The following is a 23,707-nucleotide window of genomic DNA, read 5'->3' as shown; positions in this document are numbered from 1 at the left end:
TTTAGAATTTAACATTTAACTGAATTCCGACCGTTCTGGCTGTAGGCAATTGTCCCATTTCAACACCCGGTGTAATGGTAGAGTCGTCAAGTGTCGCAGCTTCCGGGTCAAACAGTGGAAATTTTGTCCACATCCAAAGGTTTCTTCCAAATAAAGCAAGGGTAAGGTCTGTTACTTTTAAAGGAGTGATCACTGATTTTGGAAATGAGTAAGAAATTCTGGCATCTCTCAGCTTAATGAATGAGGTATCAAATGAATTGGTTTCCACATTCGCCCTTCTGTAATAATCTCCATAATAGGCAGAAACAGGAACTCCTTTGGTATTCGGAGAGAAGCTGCCGTCAGGATTCTGAACCACTCCGTCCCCTACAATCAAACCTCCCGGGTTGTCTCTTCCTGCAAGGGTATGGGCCAGTTTGCCCTGTTCAGACATTTTATGATGGGACTGTGAGTAAGCCATGCCTTTATACTGTCCGTCGAATGAAAAGCTTACGGTAATATTTTTGTATCTGAATTCATTCTGAAGCCCTGCTCTCCATTTCGGGTAGGCATTTCCTATTTTTCTTACCTCTGTTGGTTTAGCGGTAAGCCCATCTGTGCCATAGATCACTTTTCCATCCGGTGAATACATCAGGCCGTATCCGTAGATATCCCCAAGTGAACCTCCCACTACAGCGTTATAATACACTACGCCTCCCACACTTGCCATGGTATATGGAAGCCCTTTAAATTCTTCCGGAAGAGAAAGGATTTTATTCCTGTTCATCGACCAGTTGGCATTCACATTCCATGAGAAATCTTTGTTTTTAACGGGATAAGCGCTTAAAGACATTTCGATCCCCCTGTTTCTCAGCTCCCCGGAATTAATAATTCTTTTATTGTAACCGGTTTCATACAATACAGGAATGATGATCGTCTGATCCTTAGAATTATTTTGATAGGCCGTAAAGTTAAAGGTCAGCCTGTTTTTCAGCATGGTAAAATCCATACCGCCTTCTATATTGGTAATCATCTCCGGTCTCAGATCGGGGTTGGGATACAGCAGCGGAGACTCTACAGATCCTGTAAACACACTATTTTCATAGTATTTCTCAAGCATGTAATTGTAGGTGTCATTTCCTACTTTCGACCATGATAATCTAAGTTTCCAGAAATTGAACTGATCTGATTTTACCTTAAAAATATCCGATAATACAAAGGAAGAAGATACCGATGGGTAGAAATAAGACCTGTTGTGGCTGGGAAGGGTACTGCTCCAATCGTTTCTGGCCGTCACATCAAGGAAAACCATATCTTTATAACTGAAATTGGCCAGGGCATACATACTGTTTACCTGATTATCATTAGGCTTTGGAAGCCTGTTTTCTAATGATGTGGCATTGGACAGCTGGTAAAGCCCTGCTTTATTGAGCCCATTGGCTCTGTAATCATTCATGGTATATTCATGATACCTGATATTACCTCCGGCAGAGGCTGTGAAACCAATATTTCCAAATTTGTTTTTATAGGTAAGGAGGATATCATTGTTCAGGTCCAGATATCTGATGTACTGTTCCCTGTAATAGCCTTTCAGATAATTGGCAGAGCTCCAGGGCCTTCTTTGGGTACGGAGTTCATTGTTCCATTCCAAGCCTGATTTATAGGCAATATCAAAATTCTTTGCCAGCTGGTAACTGATATTGATATTTCCTGTCAGAGTCTTTTTATTGGTACTGTTCAGGTTTTCATAGGCAATCAGATACGGGTTATCGATGTATGAACTGAAAGGGTGAATCTGATCTACCTGTTCCTGTCCCTTCTTCCAGATCGGTCTGTACCATTCAAGATCTACATTGGGATTTTGGAAAATCATGAAATAAGAGATCGACTGATTATTATATCCTGTAGCCGGAAGGTTATCACTTTTGGTCTGGCTGAAATTGATCTTAGTTCCTATCTTTAATCTGCTGCTCAGCTTGTGATCTAAAGACAATGCGGCATTCAATCTGTCGAAACCTGTATTAGGCATCATCCACTCATTCTTCAGATAAGAAAGTGATGTTCTGAAAGCGGTAGACTCATTAGACTGTTCCAAAGACAAGCTGTTTGAATAGGTAGATCCTACCTGCCAGAAGCCTTTGATATTATCCTTATAGGGTCTCCAAAGCTGTCTTTCCTTACTCTGCCCTTCTACAGCAGGATCATACTGGAAGTAATATTGTCCGTCAAACTTCGGCCCGAAGGCACTGCTTGTGGAACCTGTATTCACGCCATCCGGGGAAGCCCCGTAAGAATAGTAATAATTCCCGTTTTTGTCTTTTTGCTGGGTTCCCTGGCCGTATTCATACTGGTAATCCGGCCATTTAAGCACCGTATCATAGCTTGTATATGAGTTTAGGGTAACCTGTATTTTCCCTTTTTTGGTTTTACCGGATTTTGTGGTAATCATAATCGCTCCCCTGGAACCTCTGGAACCATACAATGCTGATGCGGTTGGGCCTTTCAGAATTGAGATGGATTCAATATCATCAGGATTGATACTGTTGAAGCTATCTCCGTAATCAATAGGTAGATCGCCTCCTGAACCCGCTCCGTAGGCTGCAGTTCCGGTTCCGGTTCTTTTTTCACTTAAAGGAACGCCGTCGACAACAATCAGGGCTCCGTTATTCCCCATGTTCATAGAGATGTCTCCACGAAGGGTAATGCGGCTTGTTCCAAGAGGCCCGGCACCTGCAGTCTGCACTTTTAGTCCTGCTACTTTACCTTCCAGAGCCTGTGCCCAGTTGTTATTCTGGGTCTTCAAAATCTCATCGGATTTGACTGTCTGGGTAGAATACCCCAAAGACTTATCATGCCTTTTGATTCCCAGAGCAGTCACTACTACTTCGTCAAGTCCTTTAATCGTATCTTTCTTGGTTTTCTGCTGAGCCGTCAGATTGATGCTGATTAATCCTAACAGCGAAAAAACCAATAGCTTTTGTGTCTCTTTACGCATATCCTTTTTGTTTGCGCAAAATTAAAACGACATTATGATTACGGTTTTAACAATATTTTAACATTTATTAAAAAATTATTGAATATAATATTAATTTACTATTAACACATTACCTAAACCTCTGATTAGAACTCATTTAAGAAATTAAGGATTTTTAATGCCATTTCCCGGTTCTATTTACATATCTTTATTGTCTTTCCTTGAGAAAATAAAATAAATCAATCACTGATTGCAGCGGGTTACATTCAACACCGGTATTTTAAAATCTTATTGTTTCAGATCCCACCCGTCACTTATTTTCAGGATGACTCCCAGCTTTTACCTCTTACATGTCTTCTAAAACTGGTACTTATATCAAAAACAACAGCCTGCCCCTTTGTAAGAGGCAGGCTGTAAAAATTATATTTATTTTTTAATCTGAAGCCGTATTAATTAACGATTTCCAATTTAAAAATTATTATTTGTTTTTCAACTGTTCCGGAATATTAGTCGTTACAAATCCGATTCCCTGGTTTTTCAGCTCTGCATATACTGCTGCATCATTTACTGTCCAAGAATTGGTAATAAGGCCTAAAGCCTTGGCATCGGCAATCCATGTAGGATTTTTCTGGAAAACACTGTAGTGATAGTCCATACCGTCGAGGCCTTCTTTTTTGATCTGCTCAGGAGACAGTTCTCCGTTCAGATACTGCACTTTAAACGCCGGGGCTGTTTTTTTAATTTCTTTACAGATATTTAAACTGAAAGAAATGAATTCACTTTGTGATTCCAGCTTCATATCCCTGATCATTTTGATCGTCTTTTGAGTGATCTCATTTTCTATTTCCGGAGTCTTTGCAGGTTTGATCTCAACGATCAATTTTACCGATGGATCTTTTTTCCCCTGTTTAAGATAATCTTTTAACGTTGGAAATTTTTCTCCGTTTGATAATTTAAGTTTTTCCAGTTCCTTGAAAAGCGTTTCAGAGATTTCCATTTTACCATGGTGTTCATCGTGATTGATCACCAATACACCGTCACTTGTCATTCTCACATCAAACTCGGAGCCGTATACTTTAAGCTTTTGAGCATTCTCTAAAGATTGAATTGAATTTTCCGTTGTAGGAGGCTGAGCCTGGAAATATCCTCTATGAGCTATAATCTGAGTTTGTGCTTTCATTAAAACTGTACTTAAAACTGCTAACCCTAAGATAAAATTTTTCATAATATTAATTGATAATTAAAACCAAGTCTTTAGACTTTTGGATAAAGGTAATTATTTTAAAATTTTTCAACCACAAAAAACCCGGAAGTTTTCATTTTTCTTCGACCGATAAAGCATTCTAAGTTTTTTGTGGTGTCCATTGGCTTCCTGTTAGAAAGTATACTTTGCTCCGATTTGGATCTGATACGGATTTCCTGATAAAGGAGCTAAACCGCTGGTATTTTTAACATACTCAAACTGTTTGGTAACCTGGTTGAATCCGGTAATCCTGTACAGAGACATGTTTACGTAGGATTTGTTAACGCCCCATTCTTTATTAAGAAGATTGGCTACGTTGAAAATGTCTACAGAAAGTTCGAACGCCCCTATTTTGTCAAATTTTATTTTCTTGGCAACGCGTACATCCCAAACTCCGTAGAATCCGTTTTTACCGCCATTACGTTCCGCAATCTTATTATTGTAGTCTGTGATATAATCTTTTAATGCTTTTCCTACTTCAGGATCGCTTACAAGCGGCTGGGTAAGGTTCGGGAAGATATAAGCCAGGTCATTCGAATCTACGAAGTCCCCGTTGATGTTTCCTCCTGCCGTAAGAGAGAAACGGGTTCCTCCTATTCCTGAATACCTGATCCCTAATGTAAATCCTGCAATCGTCGGCGAATTCCCGTAAATAACTACTTTATTTCTGAACTGGTTATCGGAATACGTCATTCTCAGATCTCTCGGATCACTTTGGATCATCGTTGACAAGGTTGCAGAGTTGGCTACATTTCCGTTATAAGATGTGTTATCTTTGATATCAGACCATGTATAACTTGCCGTAATCTCTCCGTCTTTCCAGTAACGGTAGCTTGTATCCACCACGAACGAGTATTGATTTACTTTACCATCGCTCACCAATTCCAGTACTCTTCCGAAGTTAGGATTGATTCTGCCGGCTTTCCAGTCGACCTTTGCACCATCAATTGCTGAAGCAGGAACAAACACGCCTCTTCCTCCTTCATTGGCCAGTGTAAAGAACGGGTTGGCCACCATATTCCTGTCATAGTAATAGTAATTATTTCTACCCAATGCCATATAAGCAGCAATTCCTGCTCTGAATCTCTCATTAAAGAAGTGCGTATAGGAGATATTGGCTTTATAGACGATTGGAATTTTCGCATCTTTTCCGGTATAGTTGATCGTTGGAATCTGATACTGGGCCAGTGAAGGTACGGTACTGTAATCCCTTCTGTAGCTGTAGAAATCAGGGGTAAGGCCAATTGCCGAAGGATTCACATCTACCGTTGCCAAGTGCTTACCGTCAAACACAAGGTTGTTGATGATCATATAGTTGTTGATATCTGAAGAGAAGATTCCTGCCCCAAATTTTAAGAAGTCTTTATTCTGCTCATTGATATTCCAGTCAAACTGGAATCTGGGCTGGATAACAAATGATTTGATTTTATTATCCGTTCTGATTCCCATTTCATCAAACAGCTTTTGGTTGAATTCTGCTTTAGGGTAGCCTCCGTAATCTAATCTTAACCCGGCCATTAAATCAAGGCCTTTGGCTATTTTGGTCTGCAACTGCCCGTAAACCCCGATATTCCAGATATTGGATCTCACGGACGGATCATCCATCAAAGGAACTTCTCTGTAGAATCTGTACACTGTAAGGTTTTCAAAATTGTAGAGGTTACTCGGATTTTTCGTATTGTCTTCTCTAAAGTGGAATCTTCCGTTCACTTCACTTCCGTATACTGATTTTGAAGTGGTATACATCAGATCTGCCCCGAAGGTATATTTTACTTTATCCGTGTTATAGTATAAGTTGTCTACAATCTGGAATACATTATTCCTGAAGCTTTCCTGAGCGAAACGGTGGCCTCCGATCTGAATGTTGGTCGCACCGATCCCTGGAGAGACAATATTTTCAACAATGGCCCTCGGAACAGGCTTACCCAATTCACTGTTCTGGTAACTGTCCTGAAAGGTATAAAGGTACTGGGCCTTTAATTCATTTGTTAAATTAGGTTTCAGGTTTGATCTCAGGGTCAGTAACAAACTGTTATCAAGGTTTTTGTCATTTCCGTAGGATTCGAAGAAATTGATATTGGTATTGTCACCAAGACCGTTTTTATTAAGGTCGTAAGTAAAGTTATTTCTAAGCGTTAGTAAATGTTTTTCATTGATCTGCCAGTCTAACCGTAAAAATGCTGCATCTGAATTTCTTACTTTATCAAAGCTTCCGAATTGAGGGGTATTTCCTACTCCGTACTTTGATCTCGCAATGTCAAGAAACTTAGTCAGGGTTTCCGTAGTGGTATTGAATCTTTTCTCATCTTCCTGAGATCTGATATCTGCGATAATCAGCGGTCTTGAATCCAGCTGGTGATCCCAGGCAACGAAGAAGTGTAATTTATTCTTAATGATCGGTCCTCCCAATGAGAATCCGAACTGAGAAGTAGAGAAATCGTTCTGTCTTTTGTTTCCCCTGATATCATACGGGCTGGAAAGCCAGTTGGTTCTCAGGTATTCCCAGGCACTTCCTGAAAACTTGTTGGTTCCGGACTTCGTAACGGCACTTACCGTTCCTCCTCCACTTCTTCCCAGCGTCACATCGTATTGGTTGGTTGTAATTTTGAATTCGCGTACCGCTTCAATAGAAATAGAGAAAGGGGCACCACTGCGGCTGGTTGTAGATCCTGCAGAGGTTGGGTTTTTCGCGGTCATCCCATCAATGGTAAAGTTCGTGGAAGAACCAAGCTGTCCGGACAGATTCCCTCCTTTTCCACTTAAAGGAGACAGCTCCGTAAGGTTGGTAAAATTTCTGCCGTTTACCGGAAGCATGCTGATATTCTTCGCCGAAACAGCCGTAGCCGCTCCAAGGTTTCCGATCTTATTTTTAAGGTTTCCGGTAATCTTTACTTCTTCGATATGCTTTTCTCCTCCCAAATCCATATTTACAGTAACCTGATCTCCGAAGTTGACGTTATAGCCTTCTTTTTTATCATCGTTCACAATCACCGTATAAGGGCCGCCCAGAGGAATTTCTTTAAAAATATATTCTCCTTTTGAATTGGTTTCCGTCTCGGTTCTGAATCCTGTAGACTCATTCACGATGGTTACTTTCACTTTTCCCTGAGCCGTACTTCCCGGCCCGGTAACTTTCCCCACAATAGAAGCCTGCGTGGTCTGTGCATACGCCAGGGTTCCAAGCCCTAAAAACAATAATCCCAGTACAATCTTTACTTTTTTCATTTCTTCCGAAATATTTTTAATTTATTTTTTAATGACTGTCAGGAACCTCCATGATTTTCACGGTATTAGATCAGTTTTGAATCATGAAGGCTACTTTCAATTAGATGTGCAAAGGTATTTTGACTTTAAGGCTAGGCCGTTTACGGGAATTTTAACATTTTTTTAATTAAATTGAAACCTGATGTTAAATTATTCTAAACATCTATTTTATTATGTACAAAATCAATTGATTGAGGCATATTACTTATTATTAATTTTCCCGGAATATTTAATTCTGTTATTTTTTAAATGAAATTAGTTTAGTTATTTTTGCTCAAAAGATAGAACCGCAATGTCTGAAAACATTCAACAAAAGATAGAACAGCTTCGTAAAGAGCTTCATCAACATAACGAAAACTATTACCTTCTGGATACGCCTACCATTTCAGATTATGAATTTGATATACTGCTGCAGGAGCTTCAGGATCTGGAAGCCAAATATCCTGAGTTTTATGATGAAAATTCCCCTTCCGTACGGGTAGGCGGCGGAATTACTAAAGTTTTCCCAACCATTCAGCATAAGTTCCGAATGTATTCCCTGGATAATTCTTATGATTTTGACGATCTTGAAGACTGGGAAAAAAGGATCATTAAAACCATTGATGATCCTGTAGAATTTGTCGCTGAGCTAAAATATGACGGAGCCTCAATCTCTATTCTTTATGAAAACGGAAAACTGACGCAGGCGGTAACGCGAGGTGATGGTTTCCAGGGCGATGAGATCACTCCGAATGTCCGCACGATTTCGGATATTCCTTTGAAACTGAAAGGCCATTTTCCGCCTCATTTTTTTATGAGGGGAGAAATTTATTTGACGAGAAAGAATTTTGACAAACTCAACAGCCTTCGTGAAGAAGAAGGACTGGATCCTTTCATGAATCCAAGAAATACAGCAAGTGGAAGTCTGAAAATGCAGGACAGTTCGGAAGTAAGAAAACGCGGACTGTCTTCGGTATTATACCAATTTATTGCTGAAGATGTTCCTGCAGAAACCCACTGGGAACTGCTTCAAAAGGCCCAAAGCTGGGGCTTTAAAACGTCTCAGCAGGCGAAATTATGTAAAACCATGGATGAAGTAAAGGAATTTATCACGTTCTGGGATACGGAACGCCATCACCTTCCTTTTGAGATCGACGGGATTGTATTAAAGGTCAATTCTCTGCAACAGCAAAGACAGCTTGGATATACTGCCAAGTCACCCCGTTGGGCCATGGCATATAAATTTAAAGCTGAAAAGGTAGAAACTGAGCTTCAAAGTGTTTCTTATCAGGTAGGAAGAACGGGGGCCATCACTCCGGTAGCCAACCTTAAGCCTGTCCTTTTGGCAGGGACTATTGTAAAAAGGGCCTCTCTTCACAATGAAGATATCATCAAAAAACTTGACCTTCATGAACATGATTTCGTGTATGTAGAAAAAGGAGGAGAAATCATTCCAAAAATTGTAGGAGTACATACTGAAAAAAGGGCTGAGGACAGTAAAGAAATAGAATATATCAAACACTGTCCTGAATGTGGAACTGAGCTGGTAAAAATTGAAGATCAGGCCATCCATTTCTGCCCGAATGAACTTCACTGTCCGCCACAGGTGGTAGGAAGAATGATTCATTACGTTTCACGGAAGGCCTTGAATATTGACAACCTGGGAAGTGAAACTATTGAACAGCTTTACAGGGAAAAATTAATTGAAAATCCTGCAGATTTTTATGTTTTAACGAAAGAGCAGCTTCTTCCACTGGAAAGGATGGCAGAAAAATCTGCCCAGAATATCATCACAGGAATTGAAAAATCAAAAGAAATTCCGTTTGAAAAAGTATTGTACGGAATCGGGATCAAACATGTAGGAGAAACCGTTGCCAAGAAGCTGGTAAAGAATTTCCCAACGATCGATGAATTGAAAAATGCTTCTGTAGAGGAGCTTTGCCAGGTAGAAGATATTGGAGTTAAAATCGCTGTAAGTATTGCAGAGTTTTTCAGAAATTCTGAAAATATTCTGATGATTGAGCGTTTAAAATCTTACGGAGTACAGCTTGAAAAAGGAGAAAGTACGAATGAAGTTCTCTCCAATGTTCTGGAAGGGAAATCCTTCCTTTTCACAGGGAAATTATCTTTATTCACCAGAGAACAGGCAGAAGAGATGGTGGAAAAGCATGGTGGAAAAAATATCTCTGCGGTTTCCAAGAATCTGAACTTCCTTGTAGTAGGTGAAAAAGCCGGAAGCAAACTGAAAAAAGCCCAGGATATCGGAACGATTACCATTCTGGATGAACAGCAGTTTTTAGATTTGATCGAAAAACAATAATATTAATTTACAATAAAAAATATACCAACCATTGAGAAAGAATCTTGATGGTTTGTTTTTGTAATTCTTTTCGCAGAAAACCTAAAATTAAAGCAGAGCTGTGACAGATTTCACAGCCTTTTTTTCATAGCCTCCGATACTAAATCTTCTAAATTATGATCACATAAACTGTTAAAATACAACCTTAAAACTTTACTTTTTCTTTTTATTTACAGAATCATATAAAAAAGACAAAACTTAATAAACTAAACCATGAAAAAAATCTACCTGGTCATTGTAATGGCTATGTTTTCTGTACTGCAGTCACAGGTCATCCATATTCCTGATGCCAATTTCAAAGCACAGCTTCTGGCAGCAGACGTCACGAACAGTATTGCTGCAACAGTATTTAACAACAGTATAAAAATCGATACCAACGGCAATGGTGAAATTGAGGTTTCGGAAATCCAGCAAGTCGGAATATTGAGACTTTATGGGACATCCATCGCAGATTTTACAGGGATTTCAGCCTTTACGAATTTGGAAAGTTTAGAAACCGCTGGAAATACAGCCCCATCACTGGATCTTAGTTCCAATGTTAACCTGGGGAGTTTAACGATTTCTGCAAGCCCGCAGCTGGCCTCTTTAAATATCAACAACTGTAATCTGCTTCGACGGGTTAACCTCAGCGGCATCTCTATTACAGCATTAGATTTACACAACCGTTCTGTTCTTCAATATCTTTATATTTTTAATACGCCTCTTACCAGTTTAAATATTACCGGATGCCCGGCATTGTATGAAATTGATGTGGAGAATACACAGCTGGCCTCTTTAGATGCCTCCAATCTTCCGAATATTTTTATTTTTTATGTAAGGAGTAATGCTCTTTTATCCAATATCAATTTTACCAATTCCAATATGCAGGTAATTGATATCAGCAGCAATAACCTTTTCAATGTCAATATTCAGAACCAGAGCAGTCTCCGGAATATCAACTGCAGCAATAACAAACTGAGTTCTCTAAATCTTCCGGGATGTCCTGACATGATGGAAATCAATTGTGACAAGAACCTGATTACCAGTTTGGATCTTTCAGCGTATCCGCATTTGATCAGGTTAAAATGCAATAACAATTCCATCGGAGCTCTGGACCTTTCTCATAATCCGGAATTCCACAGCATCACATGTAGCGGGAATAACATGACGTTTTTGAACATCAAAAATGGAAAAGTACAGTCGAACTACTTTTTCAGTGTTCAGGGAAATCCTAATCTTGTGATCTGCTGTGATGAAAACGAAGCCGCCCTGATTCAGAGCTGGATCAGTAACGGTACGCTGTATCCTAATTACTCGGTAACGACTTATTGTTCTTTTACGCCCGGTGGAACTTTTTACACCATTAATGGGAATACAAAGTATGATTTTAACAATAACGGATGTGATCCGAATGATCCCAATAAAGCATTTCAAAGGTTCAATATTACCAATGGAACCACTCCGGGAAGCATTATTGCCAACAGTACCGGTGATTATTCCATTCCTGTACAATCCGGGACCTATACGGTAACTCCGGTTTTTGAAAATCCGGCTTATTTTACGGTTTCTCCGCCAAGTTTAACGGCAGATTTTCCGACTCAGGCAAGTCCATTACCTCAGAATTTCTGTGTTTCAGCCAATGGAATCCACCACGATCTGGAAACGGTTATCATCCCTGTAACAGCGGCCAGTCCCGGTTTTAATGCCCAATATAAAATCATTTATAAAAATAAAGGAACCGCTGCACAATCAGGAACTTTAGTATATAACTACAATGATAATATAATGGATTATCAGACTTCAACACTTACCCCCAACTCACAGTCAACAGGAGTTTTAAACTGGTCTTTTACCAATCTCCAGCCCTTTGAAACAAGAGAGATCACCCTAACTTTAAAATTAAATACTCCTACGCAAACCCCGCCTGTCAGCGGAGGTGACGTTTTGCATTACACAGCACAGATCAATGGGGCAACAGATGAAACACCGCCAGATAATAATGCCGTATTGAACCAGACTGTAGTCAATTCTTTTGATCCTAATGATAAGACCTGCCTTGAAGGCACTTCAATCAGCCAAACCCAGGCAGGTGATTATGTCCATTATCTGATCCGATTTGAAAATACAGGAACTGCCAATGCAAAAAATATCGTTGTAAAAGATGAAATCGATATGTCAAAATTTGATATGGCTACTCTAATACCGCTTCATGGAAGCCATAATTTTGTGACAAGAATAACCAATCCGAATGTCGTAGAGTTTATTTTTGAAAATATCCAGCTTCCTTTTACCAATGCTGACAATGACGGATATGTTTCCTTTAAGATCAAAACAAAATCTACCCTGACAACCGGTAACAGTTTCAGCAATACCGCCAAAATCTATTTTGATTATAACGCACCGATTGTTACCAATACCTTTACAACCGCAGTTCAGAATATACTGGCCGTTTCCGAGACTATCCATACTCCAGACAGGATCAGAATCTACCCAAATCCTGTACAGAAGATCCTGTTTATAGAATCTAAAGATGAGCTGTTGAAAACAGAAATTTATGATGCAACCGGAAGAATCATAACTTCTATGGGATGGAAAGGAAACTCTGTGAACGTTTCTGATCTGCCTAAAGGAAATTACATCATTAAAATGTTTATTAAGGACAAAACGATGGTACAGAAGTTTATTAAAGAATAGGCTTACAAAGGTTTTTATAATATAAAGGCTGCAAACAATTTGCAGCCTTTCTTAATCAAATAAGACATATTCTATTTGAAAACAAGGATTGTGTAAGGAGCCTTCTCCCCTGCTTTCGGTAAGATCAATCTGATGTGTTCTTTATTTTTATAATAGTCTGTATAAGGTTCTTTGGTAATGATTTTTCCTTTTTCAGCTACTTTATAGCCTGCATTCAGTATCAGTTTAAGATATTGGTCATACTCTTTTTTACTTTTAAACCCAAACTCGATTCTGTCTTCTGATTTCTCTGTAGTGAATTCAAATTTTCCGATTTTGGATTTATAATCAGGGCCGTCATATTCGTCTAAAGTGAAGTCTGTACTTTTTGTTGTGTCATAAAACCGGTAATTAAGCTTTTTCATTTCTTTTTTAAACTCAGCCATTCCAAGTTTATTGAAACCTTTCAGCGCTTCCAATGTGAAGGTCTGAGCAAAAATAGGTGTACTTAATAAGACAGCGAAGAATACAGTGAGTTGGTAAAAAATATTCTTTTGCATTTTAAATTTATAGAATAGGTAATTTGGTGATGGCATATCTCAATACCAATGATCCTATGAAATCGGCAGTCTGAAATAAAACGTACTTCCACTGTTCAGGGAACTTTTCACTCCGATTTCACCATTTTGTTTTTCAATGAAATTTTTTGAAATTGCTAACCCTAACCCGGTACCATTCTGATGTTCCCCGGGAACCTGAAAATAGCGGTCAAAGATCTGACGGTGGTATTTTTCATCAATTCCGCTTCCGGTATCTGTAATACTGAACTGAATAAATGCATCTTTCTTTTCTACCACAATCCGGATCGTTTCATCCTGGAATGAATGTTTTACAGCATTCGTAAGGAAATTATTCATTACCCAGACTGTTTTATCAAAGTCTGCGGTGACAAAATCATTCTCTTCCAAAATATATGCTGTACTTATTGAAATATTTTTCTGTTCGGCCAGTTTTTCAACATTTTTTACTGCAGCCTGTACAATTTCTTTAGGAGAACATGTTGCAACGGTCAACCGGATGTTCCCGGATTCCACCTGGGAAAGATTGAGCAGTTCTCCGGTGATATCCAGCAGGCGCTGCCCATCTTCATTGATGCTTTTCAACAGTTCTTTCTGCTGGTCATTCAATTCTCCGAATTTTTGATTTCCAAGCAGCTGTACTCCCATTTTGATAGCGGAGATCGGCGTTTTAAGCTCGTGCGAAATGGTCGCAATAAAATTGGTCTTTGCAAAATCCAGCTCTTTAAACGGAGTGATATTTCGCAACAGAATTACCTTTCCGATATATTTTTTTTCTTTTTCTCCCGTTTTTACAATGTTGATAGGAACAATATCCTGCTCAAAATAATTCTCTTTATTATCACGGACAATCTTGATAGGGTCTTTCACAGGATGATCGATATTTTTTAACAGTTCTCGCATCAGATCATTATTTACAGCTACTTCATGGGCGGTTTTTCCTATAATCTCTTCCTTGTGAAGGTTGGTGATCTTAAGGGCTTCATCATTGATCATGTAAATAAAATGATGTTCATCCAGCCCGATTACGGCATCATGCATATTATTGACCAGCGTTTCAATCCTTTTTTTCTCCATCAGCTGTTTGGAAAGACTGCTGCTTTCATACTCCTGAAGCTTTTCTGCCATCACATTAAAAGATTCTGCAAGGCTGTTAAACTCTTCGCTTCCTTTAAAATGTACTCTTTCGTTATAGTTTTTATCAGCAATCTGCCGGATACTGAACGTTAGCTGATTAATAGGCTCAGCAATAGTTTGCGGGAGGTTAAAAAGCAAAATAAAGGCAATCAGAAAGCATACGGTCCCTAAACTTACAATCCAGAAAGTGGCATTTTCTGCGGTAATGATCGCAATATCACTTTTACGTTCTATCCCTTTCATATTCAGAGACATGATCTTGGCCAGATCTTCCCGGATCAGCTTTTCCTTTTCACGGGTAGCCCCTTTTAAATAGCTGCTGAAATGCAGATTGAGATTTTGGGTGGCTTCCCGCTCTCCAAATTCGGTAAGGTTTTTTTCCTGTAGTTTATTATTTTTCTGAAAATCTTTTACGGCAACAGCGCTATCCGTATCAATATTATCCAGTGCCAGGAGCATATTTTTAGAAAACTCCAGACTGTTGTAATTAGCGGTAAGGATCTTTTCTGTATCAGATTTCAGTTTATTGATATATACAGAACCAATCACTGAAAGTAAAACAATCAGTAGAAATAAAAGCCCTACGCCTAATGTAAGTTTTGTTTTAAGTTTCATTACTTTTAAGATAATATAATAATATCTATCTGCCGCTCATTCAGTCTGTTCATCAGGGTATAAATCCAACTATATCCTAACAGACGGTGCCAGAATTTTGCATGAGGTTTACCCATACAAACCGTAGTGATATTATGGGCAATGACATACTCCAGGATTCCTTTATGAACACTGCTTTCTTTGATCCTGATCACTTTTGCGCCCAATTCCTGCGCTAAATTAAAATTATTAATCAAATACCGCTGTTTGTCCAGTGCTATTTTTTCAGGATTTTCTGAGGGTCTCTGAATGTATAAAACAGTCCATGGACTGTTATAATAGCTGGCCAGCCTGGCTGTTTTCCGTATAATGGTCTTAGCAATCTTTTCATTACTGCTGATACAGGCCAGGAATTTTATAGGTTTAAAATTTTCTGTTTTGATTTCAGTTTCCACCTTTCTTTCAACATGGGTCGCCACTTCTTTTAAGGCCAGCTCGCGAAGCTGCAGGATATGTCCGCTCTGAAAGAAGTTATTCAATGCGGTCTGAATTTTTTCCCTCTTATAAATCTTTCCTTCCTTCAGCCGTGTCAGCAGCTCATCTGCTGTAAGGTCGATGTTTACCACTTCATCGGCAAGAGCAAGGATCTTATCCGGGACCCGTTCAGCCACTTCAACGCCGGTAATTTTCTTTACCTCTTCGTTCAGACTTTCGATATGCTGAATATTCATCGCACTGATCACGTTGATCCCGTTATCCAGAATCTCAAGAACATCCTGCCATCTTTTTTTATTTTTGGATCCTTCCACATTGGTATGGGCCAGCTCATCCACCAATACAACTTCAGGGTGTTCATTAATAATTGCCTGAACATCCATTTCTTCAAGGTTTTTACCTTTATAAAACACCGATTTCCTTACGATTTCAGGAAGACCTTCCACCAGAGCCTGGGTCTCTTCCCTGCCATGCGTTTCTATATAGCCGATCTTTACATCAATGCCGTTTCTTAAAAGGGAATGAGCTTCCTGAAGCATACGGAAAGTCTTTCCTACGCCTGCACTCATCCCAATATAGATCTTGAATTTTCCTTTCCGGGATTTCTGGATCAGTTCTAAAAAATGTTTTGCTGATGACATTGATGATTACTTTTTCAGTATTAAGTTATTATAATTTTTACTGAACCACAAAAACCCCAGAAGCTTTTATTACAAATACTTGGTTACAATGGTACACTATTGAAGCCACCCCGCCAAATCTTCGATTTGCCCCCCTTGCGATGGAGGAGAATGAGCACGTCTTCAACGGTAACATTCGTGGAAACAAAAATTTTCATAAAACTTAAGTGTCCTTATTATCCGTAAAACTTGTCACGTACAGTACACTAAGGTATTTAAAAACTTTCGTGACTTTTGTGGTTATTTCATGGTATGGGAACTCCAGCCCAATTTTTATCGTCTAACGTGCAGCCCTTAAAACCAGACTGCCAGACTCGTGATAATAAAAAAGTTTCCTTTTTTCATTTCGCCGTTCTTTACAAAAATGGCATCTTTGGAAGTAAACCCTCTTGCTTCTGTCCGGAAGACCAAATTTTTTAAAATGGCATAGTCTATATTCAGAGAATATCCAAAAGTCTGAAACCCACCGGGAGTCCCGGTATTGATGATCACTCCCTTTTTATCGTTATAATATTCCAGTCTTCCTGCAAGAGCCCATTGGTCATCCAACTGATATTTCATCTGTAGATTCGGGCTGTACCAGATACTGTACTGTTCACTTCCTTTTGATTGCTGCTCTGCCCCTATATCAAAACCCAATAGCGCTGAAAACTGGCTGGTCAGCTGAAAACTCCCGTACAGATCATGGAAATAGCGCATTCTCTTATCTGCTTTTGCTTTATCATTTCCGATGAATGAGCTGCTGTTCAGAGTAATCTTATCATTCGGTTTATAGGTAACCTGGTGTCCAAAAGATAGGCTCTGGTTCCCTTCAGCCTTTGCAATACGCTGCCATCCGTTCAGAACCAGTCCGCTCAAAAACCATTTTCCATTATCCGAAGTATATGAAATTTTAGCACCGGTCTCAAAATAAGGAGAGTTTTCTGCTGCAAAACTTCGGGTCAAGTTGATATTATCTTTTCCTATAGCACTTTCCCAACCGATATGGGAAGGCATGATCCCCGCATCGATCCATAAATTTTTATTCTTTGAGATTTTGACCCCCATATTGGCTTCATTTACATAACGTAATGCATTCTGCTCGGCAGCCATATTATCCTGGGCATAAGTTCCTGCCATTAAGGCAACATTAGCTCTTAGGTTCTCGCTCTGATAATTTGCTTTAATAAGTCCCAGATTAAGATTTACTTCATTATGTCTGTTGTATGAATATAAAAAATTTTGACGGAGATGATTAGCAGGTTCATTAAAATCGTAGGTATAAAATAGTTCTGCATAAGCAGAAAATGTCACTTTATTCCCTATTTTTAATGAATCTGTGGATTGTGCTTTTGGAAAAAAAATGCCCAATAAAGCTCCTATGACTAGATATTTTTTCACGTTACTTTTAAATTATTTTAATTGGTCTAAAGCGATATTCAGCTTTAATACATTTATTTTTGAAGGTCCGAAAAGTCCTAAAAACGGCTTTTCAGTCTGAGTTTTAATTAAGTTGTTAATCTGTTCTTCCGGAAGGTGTCTGGCCTTGGCAATTCTTTTAGCCTGATATAAGGCTCCTTCCACAGAAATATCAGGATCCAGCCCACTTCCGCTCGCAGTCGCCAGCTCTACAGGAACTTTAGTATTTCCCATATCCGGATTCTGTCGTTGTAAAGTATCAATCCTTTTCTGCACTGTTTCCAGATATTCCTCATTGCTGGGGCCTTTATTGCTGCCTCCGCTTCCTGCGGCATTATAATTTACAGAAGAAGGACGACCATGGAAATATTTCTCAGACTTAAATTCCTGGCCGATATTGGCGTAAAATTTTTGTCCTTTATCCTTGATCATTTCTCCATTTCCCTGAGTAGGTAATATTTTTGAACCTCCATATACAATGGCTAAATAGATCCCTACAACAACCAGCATTACAAGAGTCAGCCTGAATGCTGAAACAATATGATTTTTCATTTTTAAATTTTTAATAGAATAAACTAATCAGTACATCAATGATCTTAATTCCAATGAACGGTACAATTACACCACCCAAGCCATAAATCAAAAGGTTTCTTCTCAATAAGGCACTTGCCCCGATCGGTTTGTAAGCAACCCCTTTTAAAGCTAATGGAATAAGAAAAGGAATAATCACCGCATTGAAAATAACAGCAGATAAAATAGCCGTTTCCGGACTGTGAAGGTTCATAATATTCAGCTTCTGAAGCGAAGGAATAAAGGTAATGAACAGAGCAGGAATAATGGCAAAATACTTGGCCACATCATTGGCAATACTAAAAGTAGTCAATGTTCCTCTGGTCATCAGCAGCTGTTTTCCAATTTCCACGATTTCGATCAGTTTTGTAGGGTCATTATCCAGGTCTACCATATTTCCGGCCTCTTTAGCCGCCTGTGTTCCACTGTTCATCGCGACCCCTACATCTGCCTGGGCTAATGCCGGTGCATCATTCGTTCCGTCTCCCATCATGGCAACCAGCTTACCTTCCTGCTGCTCTTTTTTGATATAGTTCATCTTGTCTTCAGGTTTAGCCTCGGCAATAAAATCATCTACCCCAGCTTTTTCTGCAATAAACTTTGCTGTTAAAGGATTATCTCCGGTAACCATTACCGTTTTCACCCCCATTTTTCTCAGTCTTTGGAAACGCTCCTGGATTCCTGTTTTAATGATATCCTGAAGTTCAATTACGCCCCATACTTTTTCATTCACAGCGACCACTAAAGGGGTTCCTCCTTTTTCAGAAATTCTGGTGACAGCATCCTGTGTTTCCTGCGGGAAGATATTCCCGGCTTTTTCAGTCAGTTTTTTTATCGTGTCGTAAGCTCCTTTTCTGATCCTTGTATCTTCAAAATCAATTCCTGAAGTTCTGGTTTCTGCCGTAAAGTCAATATAAGTAGGATTGGAAACCAACAAATCCTCTGATTTCAGCTGGCTGAGTTCTATAATCGACTTTCCTTCCGGAGTTTCATCTGCTACAGAGCTCAAGGCAGATGCTTTAATAAAATCTTCAAGTTTAATCCTATCAGCAGGGTGAAACTGTGTCGCTTTACGGTTTCCAATGGTAATGGTACCTGTTTTATCCAACAGTAAAACATCAATATCTCCTGCTGTTTCAACCGCCTTTCCACTTTTGGTGATGACATTGGCTCTCAGCGCTCTATCCATTCCGGCAATTCCTATGGCAGAAAGCAGCCCTCCGATTGTCGTTGGAATGAGACAGACAAAAAGTGAAATAAATGCTGCAATCGTAATCGGAGTCTGCGCATAATCTGCAAATGGTTTTAAAGTGAGGGTAACAATAATGAAGGTAAGGGTAAACCCTGCCAAAAGTATGGTTAATGCGATTTCGTTAGGTGTTTTCTGTCTTGATGCCCCTTCTACAAGAGCAATCATTTTATCCAGAAAGGATTCTCCCGGTTTTGTGGTCACTTTTACTTTGATCCTGTCTGACAGTACTTTTGTTCCCCCTGTCACGGAGCTTTTATCTCCGCCTGCTTCGCGGATCACCGGGGCACTTTCTCCGGTAATGGCAGATTCATCAATGGTCGCTAATCCTTCAATAATCTCCCCATCCATCGGGATCTGATCTCCGGCTTCACAAAGGAAAATATCCCCCAGCTTCATTTCAGCTGACATTTTCAACGTTGTTTTCACCTGAAATCCAGGTTTATTTTCAATCACGAGCTTAGCCGGGGTTTCTTCACGGGTTTTTCTAAGAGTGTCCGCCTGGGCTTTTCCTCTGGCTTCGGCAATAGCTTCTGCAAAATTGGCAAATAGAACCGTAAAAAATAAGATGATGAAAACTAAAAAGTTATAAGAGAAACTTCCCTGTGTTGTATCGCCTGTCAAGCTGAACATGCTTACGATAAACATAACAACGGTTCCGATCTCCACCAGAAACATAACTGGATTTTTAAACATGATTTTCGGATTCAGTTTTACGAAAGACTGCTTAATAGCCTCGTTTACCAAATCTCTTTGAAACAATGTTTGTGATTGATTTTTCATTTTTTTGAAAGAGTTTATATCATTGTCAATCAATATTAACCATTAAGGTCAGCTAAAGTAGTAAGGAATGGAATGGATAATAATAAAGTGAACGTTTCAGTAAGTTTTCAGATTAGATTCCTCAGACACTCCGGCTTCCTCAATGGTTTATTATTGATTTTAATTTTAATGTTCACATTTTATTTTGAGAAATATTGAATCTGCTCTGCTATAGGGCCTAAGGTCAATGCAGGGAAGAAAGATAAGGCTGCAATAAGTAGAATGACTGCCAGCGTCATGAAACCGAAAGTAGCGGTATCTGTTTTCAATGTTCCTGAGCTTTCAGGGATAAATTTTTTCTGTGCCAGCAAACCTGCTATGGCTACAGGCCCTATTATCGGGATGAATCTTGATAACAGCAGTACAATTCCTGTTGAAATATTCCACCAGGGAGTATTGTCTCCTAACCCTTCAAATCCAGATCCGTTATTGGCTGAAGAAGAAGTAAATTCGTACAGCATTTCACTGAAACCATGAAAACCGGGATTATTCAATGTTTTGGTTCCAAACTCCGGCAGATAAGCTGTTAAAGCGGTTCCTACAAGAATTAGAAAGGGATGGAACAAGGCTACGATCATTGCGATCTTCATTTCCTTAGCTTCAATCTTTTTGCCCATAAACTCCGGAGTCCTTCCTACCATCAGCCCACTGATAAATACAGCAAGAATGATAAAGATAAAGTAATTCAGGATTCCTACTCCACAACCACCGTAGAAACAGTTGATCATCATCGCAAGCAGCTCGTTCATCCCGGAAAGAGGCATTGTACTGTCATGCATAGAATTGACGGATCCTGTTGAAATTACAGTAGTTGCAATACTCCAATATCCTGATGCAGCACTTCCAAAACGGATTTCCTTACCTTCCATTGCTCCCAGGCTGCTGTCTGCTCCCATTTTTGTAATTAATGGGTTTCCAGCGGTTTCATTGACTATATTAGGGACGGCAAGAGCCAAAAAACCAACCGTCATAACCGTAAAGATGACCCATGAAAGTTTTCTTTTATTCAAATAAAAACCTAAAGCAAAAACTAATGCAAACGGAATGATCATTTGGGCGACCATTTCTGTCATATTTGTTATATAATTAGGGTTTTCAAGAGGATGCGCTGAGTTGGCTCCGAAAAATCCACCTCCATTGGTACCTAAGTGTTTGATAGAAACAAAAGCTGCTACAGGACCTCTGGAAACCTCAATCTTCTGCCCTTCTAACGTCGTTATATGATCTTTCCCTTGAAAAGTCATCGGACTTCCGTTCATAGAAAGAATTAAAGCTACTATTACACCGATGGGAACCAGGATTCTGATCATTGATTTTGTAAAATAATCATAGAAATTCCCCAGTTCCGTAGCCGTTTTTTCTTTAAAGGCTTTAAAAAGAACTGCCATAGCTGCCATTCCTGTCGCTGCTGTGACAAACTGTAAAAACATCAGATAAAGCTGGCTTAAATAACTCACTCCCGTCTCTCCTGAATAATGCTGAAGGTTACAATTGACTAAAAATGAAATGGCGGTATTAAATGCAAGATCAGGGGTCATATTGGGATTACCGTCAGGATTTAAAGGAAGCCGGGCCTGATTTAACAGGATTAGAAATCCAATGATAAACCAGACCCAATTAATGGTCAGCATGGCGAACATATTCTGTTTCCAGTTCATCTGACGGGCCGGATTGATTCCTGATATTTTATAAATTAACTTTTCTACCGGCTGAAAAACCGGATCTAAAAAAGTTTTCTTGTATCCGTAGACATTAGCAATATATTTACCTAAAAATATTCCGATAACTAATGTAATAGCAAACATGGCTATGATGCCTAAAATTTCTGTATTCATGACCGCTTAAAATTTTTCAGGTTTCATTAAAACATAACAGATATACACAAAGGCAAGAATTGAAAGGAAAAATAAACTCCACATAATTTTATATTCTATCAAAAAATTCAACTGATTTATATAAAAGCCAAAACAGGACTGCACATAGCAGAACCAAACTTATGAGCATCATATCTTTATTATTAGGGTTAATATGGTCAGCAATACGTACGATACAATCAGCAGACTAAAAGTCGAGTGCTCACGTTTTTTAAACGTTTTTCTTGAAATTGTCATTTTTAAATATTTTATTCAAATACTATATGCCAAAAGAAGTTCCATTGTAGAATAAAATAAAACAAAATACTGATTAACAACAACTTACACACATTAAGCAACCCATATAAAAACAGAAAAGCCTATCAAAATGATAGGCTCATTATTAAAATGATAAAACGTTTATTTTAATCCATATTCTTCCAGCTTCCGGTAGAGAGTGGCTATGCCAATCTCAAGTAGCCGTGCTGCTTCGGCCTTATTACCTTTGGTATACTGCAGTACTTTTTGAATATGTATTTTCTCTAATGATCTGATGCTTAAAGAATCACTTTCAGGAAGCGCTTTTTCCGAATAATGAGGAAGACTTTCTGCATCCAGAATGTTATTCTCCATTAAGATCAGACTTCTCTCCACAGCATTTCTTAATTCACGAATATTTCCTTTCCAGTCGTTTTTCTCCAAAACTTTATAATAATCCGGACTTATTTGAACGGAAGATAAATGTAATTTATGAGAAAATAAATCAATAAAATTCTTAGCCAGTGTTTTTAAATCTTCTTTTCGTTCCCGAAGCGGAGGAAGAGTAATTTCGAACACATTGAGTCTGAAGTACAAATCCTCTCTGAAATTTCCCTGCTTTATTTCCTCTTCCAAATCCCTGTTTGTGGCTGCCACTAATCTGAAATCTGACTTTGACACTTTGGTATCGCCCATTTTGATAAATTCCCGGGTTTCTAAAACCCTAAGTAATTTAGCCTGGAGTTCTATAGGCATTTCACCGATCTCATCCAAAAATAAAGTACCACCATTGGCTTCTTCAATAAGCCCTTTTTTATCTTTAATAGCTCCTGTAAAAGCACCTTGTCTATGTCCAAATAATTCGCTCTCCAAAATCTCTTTACTGAACGCAGAGCAGTTAATGGCAACAAAACTGTTTTTATTTCTCTCACTTCCCTCATGAATAGCGTTCGCAAAGACCTCTTTGCCTGTTCCTGTTTCTCCTGTTAAAAGGACAGCAGCATCCGTTAAGGCTACCTTTTCCGCTAATCTTTTAGCCTGTAAGATGGAAGGTGACTTGCCGATAATCTGTTCAAATCCTTTATTAACACAGGTTTGATGAACAATACTTGATTTATTGTCTTTTACCTTTTCCAATGCTTTATATACCAATGGAAGAATTTTTTCATTATCATCACCTTTTACCAGATAATCATAAGCCCCATTCTTCATAGCCTGAACAGCATCCGTAATATTACCAAACGCAGTCATCAGGATGATTTCAAGATGAGGATACTTTGTTTTAATAGATCGTACTAATTCTACCCCAAAGGCATCAGGAAGCCGGACATCGCTTAATACCACATCAAAATCATACTGCTCCAGCATCGTCATTGCCGAACGGGCGGTAGAAGCTTCTTTTACATTAAAATTTTCTTGGGAAAGGATCATTCCTAATAACTTAAGGAGCTTGATCTCATCATCGATGATCAGAATGTTTCCTGACATTATAATTATTTTTGGAAAACTAACTACAAACTTATTGATTTTATTTGACTAAAATGTATTTATAGAAGGAAATAGTTCACATAGAGATGAACAGTTTTATAAGGCTGGCCGCCTTTACTTGTAATGGTATTATTT

The 23,707-nt window shown here is 38.9% G+C and carries 13 protein-coding genes; 2 read left to right on the top strand and 11 right to left on the bottom strand.

What is annotated here, in order from left to right; genetic code table 11:
* Position 1: 1 nt before the first annotated feature.
* The 3 genes from MUW56_RS15910 to MUW56_RS15900 form a co-directional block, all read right to left on the bottom strand.
* Positions 2 to 2,974 carry a SusC/RagA family TonB-linked outer membrane protein gene (locus tag MUW56_RS15910; protein WP_292014098.1) on the bottom strand — a complete coding sequence of 991 codons (2,973 nt, stop codon included), beginning with the start codon at positions 2,972 to 2,974 and terminating at the stop codon, positions 2 to 4.
* Positions 2,975 to 3,431: 457 nt separating this feature from the next.
* On the bottom strand, positions 3,432 to 4,178 hold the full coding sequence (locus MUW56_RS15905; protein ID WP_292014097.1) for a glycerophosphodiester phosphodiesterase family protein: 747 nt from the start codon (positions 4,176 to 4,178) through the stop codon (positions 3,432 to 3,434).
* A gap of 150 nt (positions 4,179 to 4,328) precedes the next feature.
* The gene (locus MUW56_RS15900) at positions 4,329 to 7,421 is read right to left on the bottom strand and encodes a TonB-dependent receptor (RefSeq protein WP_292014096.1); all 3,093 of its coding nucleotides are present in this window, start codon (positions 7,419 to 7,421) and stop codon (positions 4,329 to 4,331) included.
* Between the two features lie 331 nt (positions 7,422 to 7,752).
* On the opposite strand from MUW56_RS15900, the gene ligA reads away from it, so the two are divergent.
* Together ligA and MUW56_RS15890 are read left to right on the top strand one after the other, a co-directional pair.
* Positions 7,753 to 9,759 carry an NAD-dependent DNA ligase LigA gene (gene ligA / locus MUW56_RS15895; RefSeq protein WP_292014095.1) on the top strand — a complete coding sequence of 669 codons (2,007 nt, stop codon included), beginning with the start codon at positions 7,753 to 7,755 and terminating at the stop codon, positions 9,757 to 9,759.
* A 252-nt stretch (positions 9,760 to 10,011) separates the two neighbouring features.
* A complete protein-coding gene (locus tag MUW56_RS15890; RefSeq protein ID WP_292014094.1) occupies positions 10,012 to 12,471 on the top strand; it encodes a T9SS type A sorting domain-containing protein in 2,460 nt (819 codons plus the stop codon).
* Between the two features lie 71 nt (positions 12,472 to 12,542).
* Here MUW56_RS15890 and MUW56_RS15885 read toward each other — a convergent pair whose 3' ends face one another.
* The 8 genes from MUW56_RS15885 to MUW56_RS15850 form a co-directional block, all read right to left on the bottom strand.
* Positions 12,543 to 13,010, bottom strand: coding sequence for a hypothetical protein (locus MUW56_RS15885; protein ID WP_292014093.1), 468 nt, complete (start codon positions 13,008 to 13,010; stop codon positions 12,543 to 12,545).
* 54 nt (positions 13,011 to 13,064) lie between these two features.
* Positions 13,065 to 14,780 (bottom strand): ATP-binding protein, encoded by a 1,716-nt coding sequence (locus tag MUW56_RS15880; protein ID WP_292014092.1) that lies wholly within the window; start codon positions 14,778 to 14,780, stop codon positions 13,065 to 13,067.
* 5 nt (positions 14,781 to 14,785) lie between these two features.
* Positions 14,786 to 15,895: a sensor protein KdpD gene (locus tag MUW56_RS15875; RefSeq protein WP_292014091.1), complete on the bottom strand. Its 1,110-nt coding sequence runs from the start codon at positions 15,893 to 15,895 to the stop codon at positions 14,786 to 14,788.
* A 333-nt stretch (positions 15,896 to 16,228) separates the two neighbouring features.
* On the bottom strand, positions 16,229 to 17,314 hold the full coding sequence (locus MUW56_RS15870) for a porin (protein ID WP_292014090.1): 1,086 nt from the start codon (positions 17,312 to 17,314) through the stop codon (positions 16,229 to 16,231).
* A 12-nt stretch (positions 17,315 to 17,326) separates the two neighbouring features.
* A complete protein-coding gene (gene kdpC / locus MUW56_RS15865) occupies positions 17,327 to 17,884 on the bottom strand; it encodes a potassium-transporting ATPase subunit KdpC (RefSeq protein WP_292014089.1) in 558 nt (185 codons plus the stop codon).
* Between the two features lie 10 nt (positions 17,885 to 17,894).
* Positions 17,895 to 19,934, bottom strand: coding sequence for a potassium-transporting ATPase subunit KdpB (kdpB, locus tag MUW56_RS15860; RefSeq protein ID WP_292014088.1), 2,040 nt, complete (start codon positions 19,932 to 19,934; stop codon positions 17,895 to 17,897).
* A 179-nt stretch (positions 19,935 to 20,113) separates the two neighbouring features.
* Positions 20,114 to 21,808: a potassium-transporting ATPase subunit KdpA gene (gene kdpA, locus MUW56_RS15855; protein WP_292014087.1), complete on the bottom strand. Its 1,695-nt coding sequence runs from the start codon at positions 21,806 to 21,808 to the stop codon at positions 20,114 to 20,116.
* A 438-nt stretch (positions 21,809 to 22,246) separates the two neighbouring features.
* Positions 22,247 to 23,572, bottom strand: coding sequence for a sigma-54 dependent transcriptional regulator (locus MUW56_RS15850; protein WP_292014086.1), 1,326 nt, complete (start codon positions 23,570 to 23,572; stop codon positions 22,247 to 22,249).
* Positions 23,573 to 23,707 lie beyond the last annotated feature (135 nt).

It is taken from the genome of Chryseobacterium sp., assembly GCF_022869225.1.
In the GTDB taxonomy this organism is placed as follows: Bacteria; Bacteroidota; Bacteroidia; order Flavobacteriales; family Weeksellaceae; genus Chryseobacterium.
The sequence above is the reverse complement of the archived record's forward strand: the minus strand, read 5'-3'. Positions and strand labels throughout refer to the sequence as shown.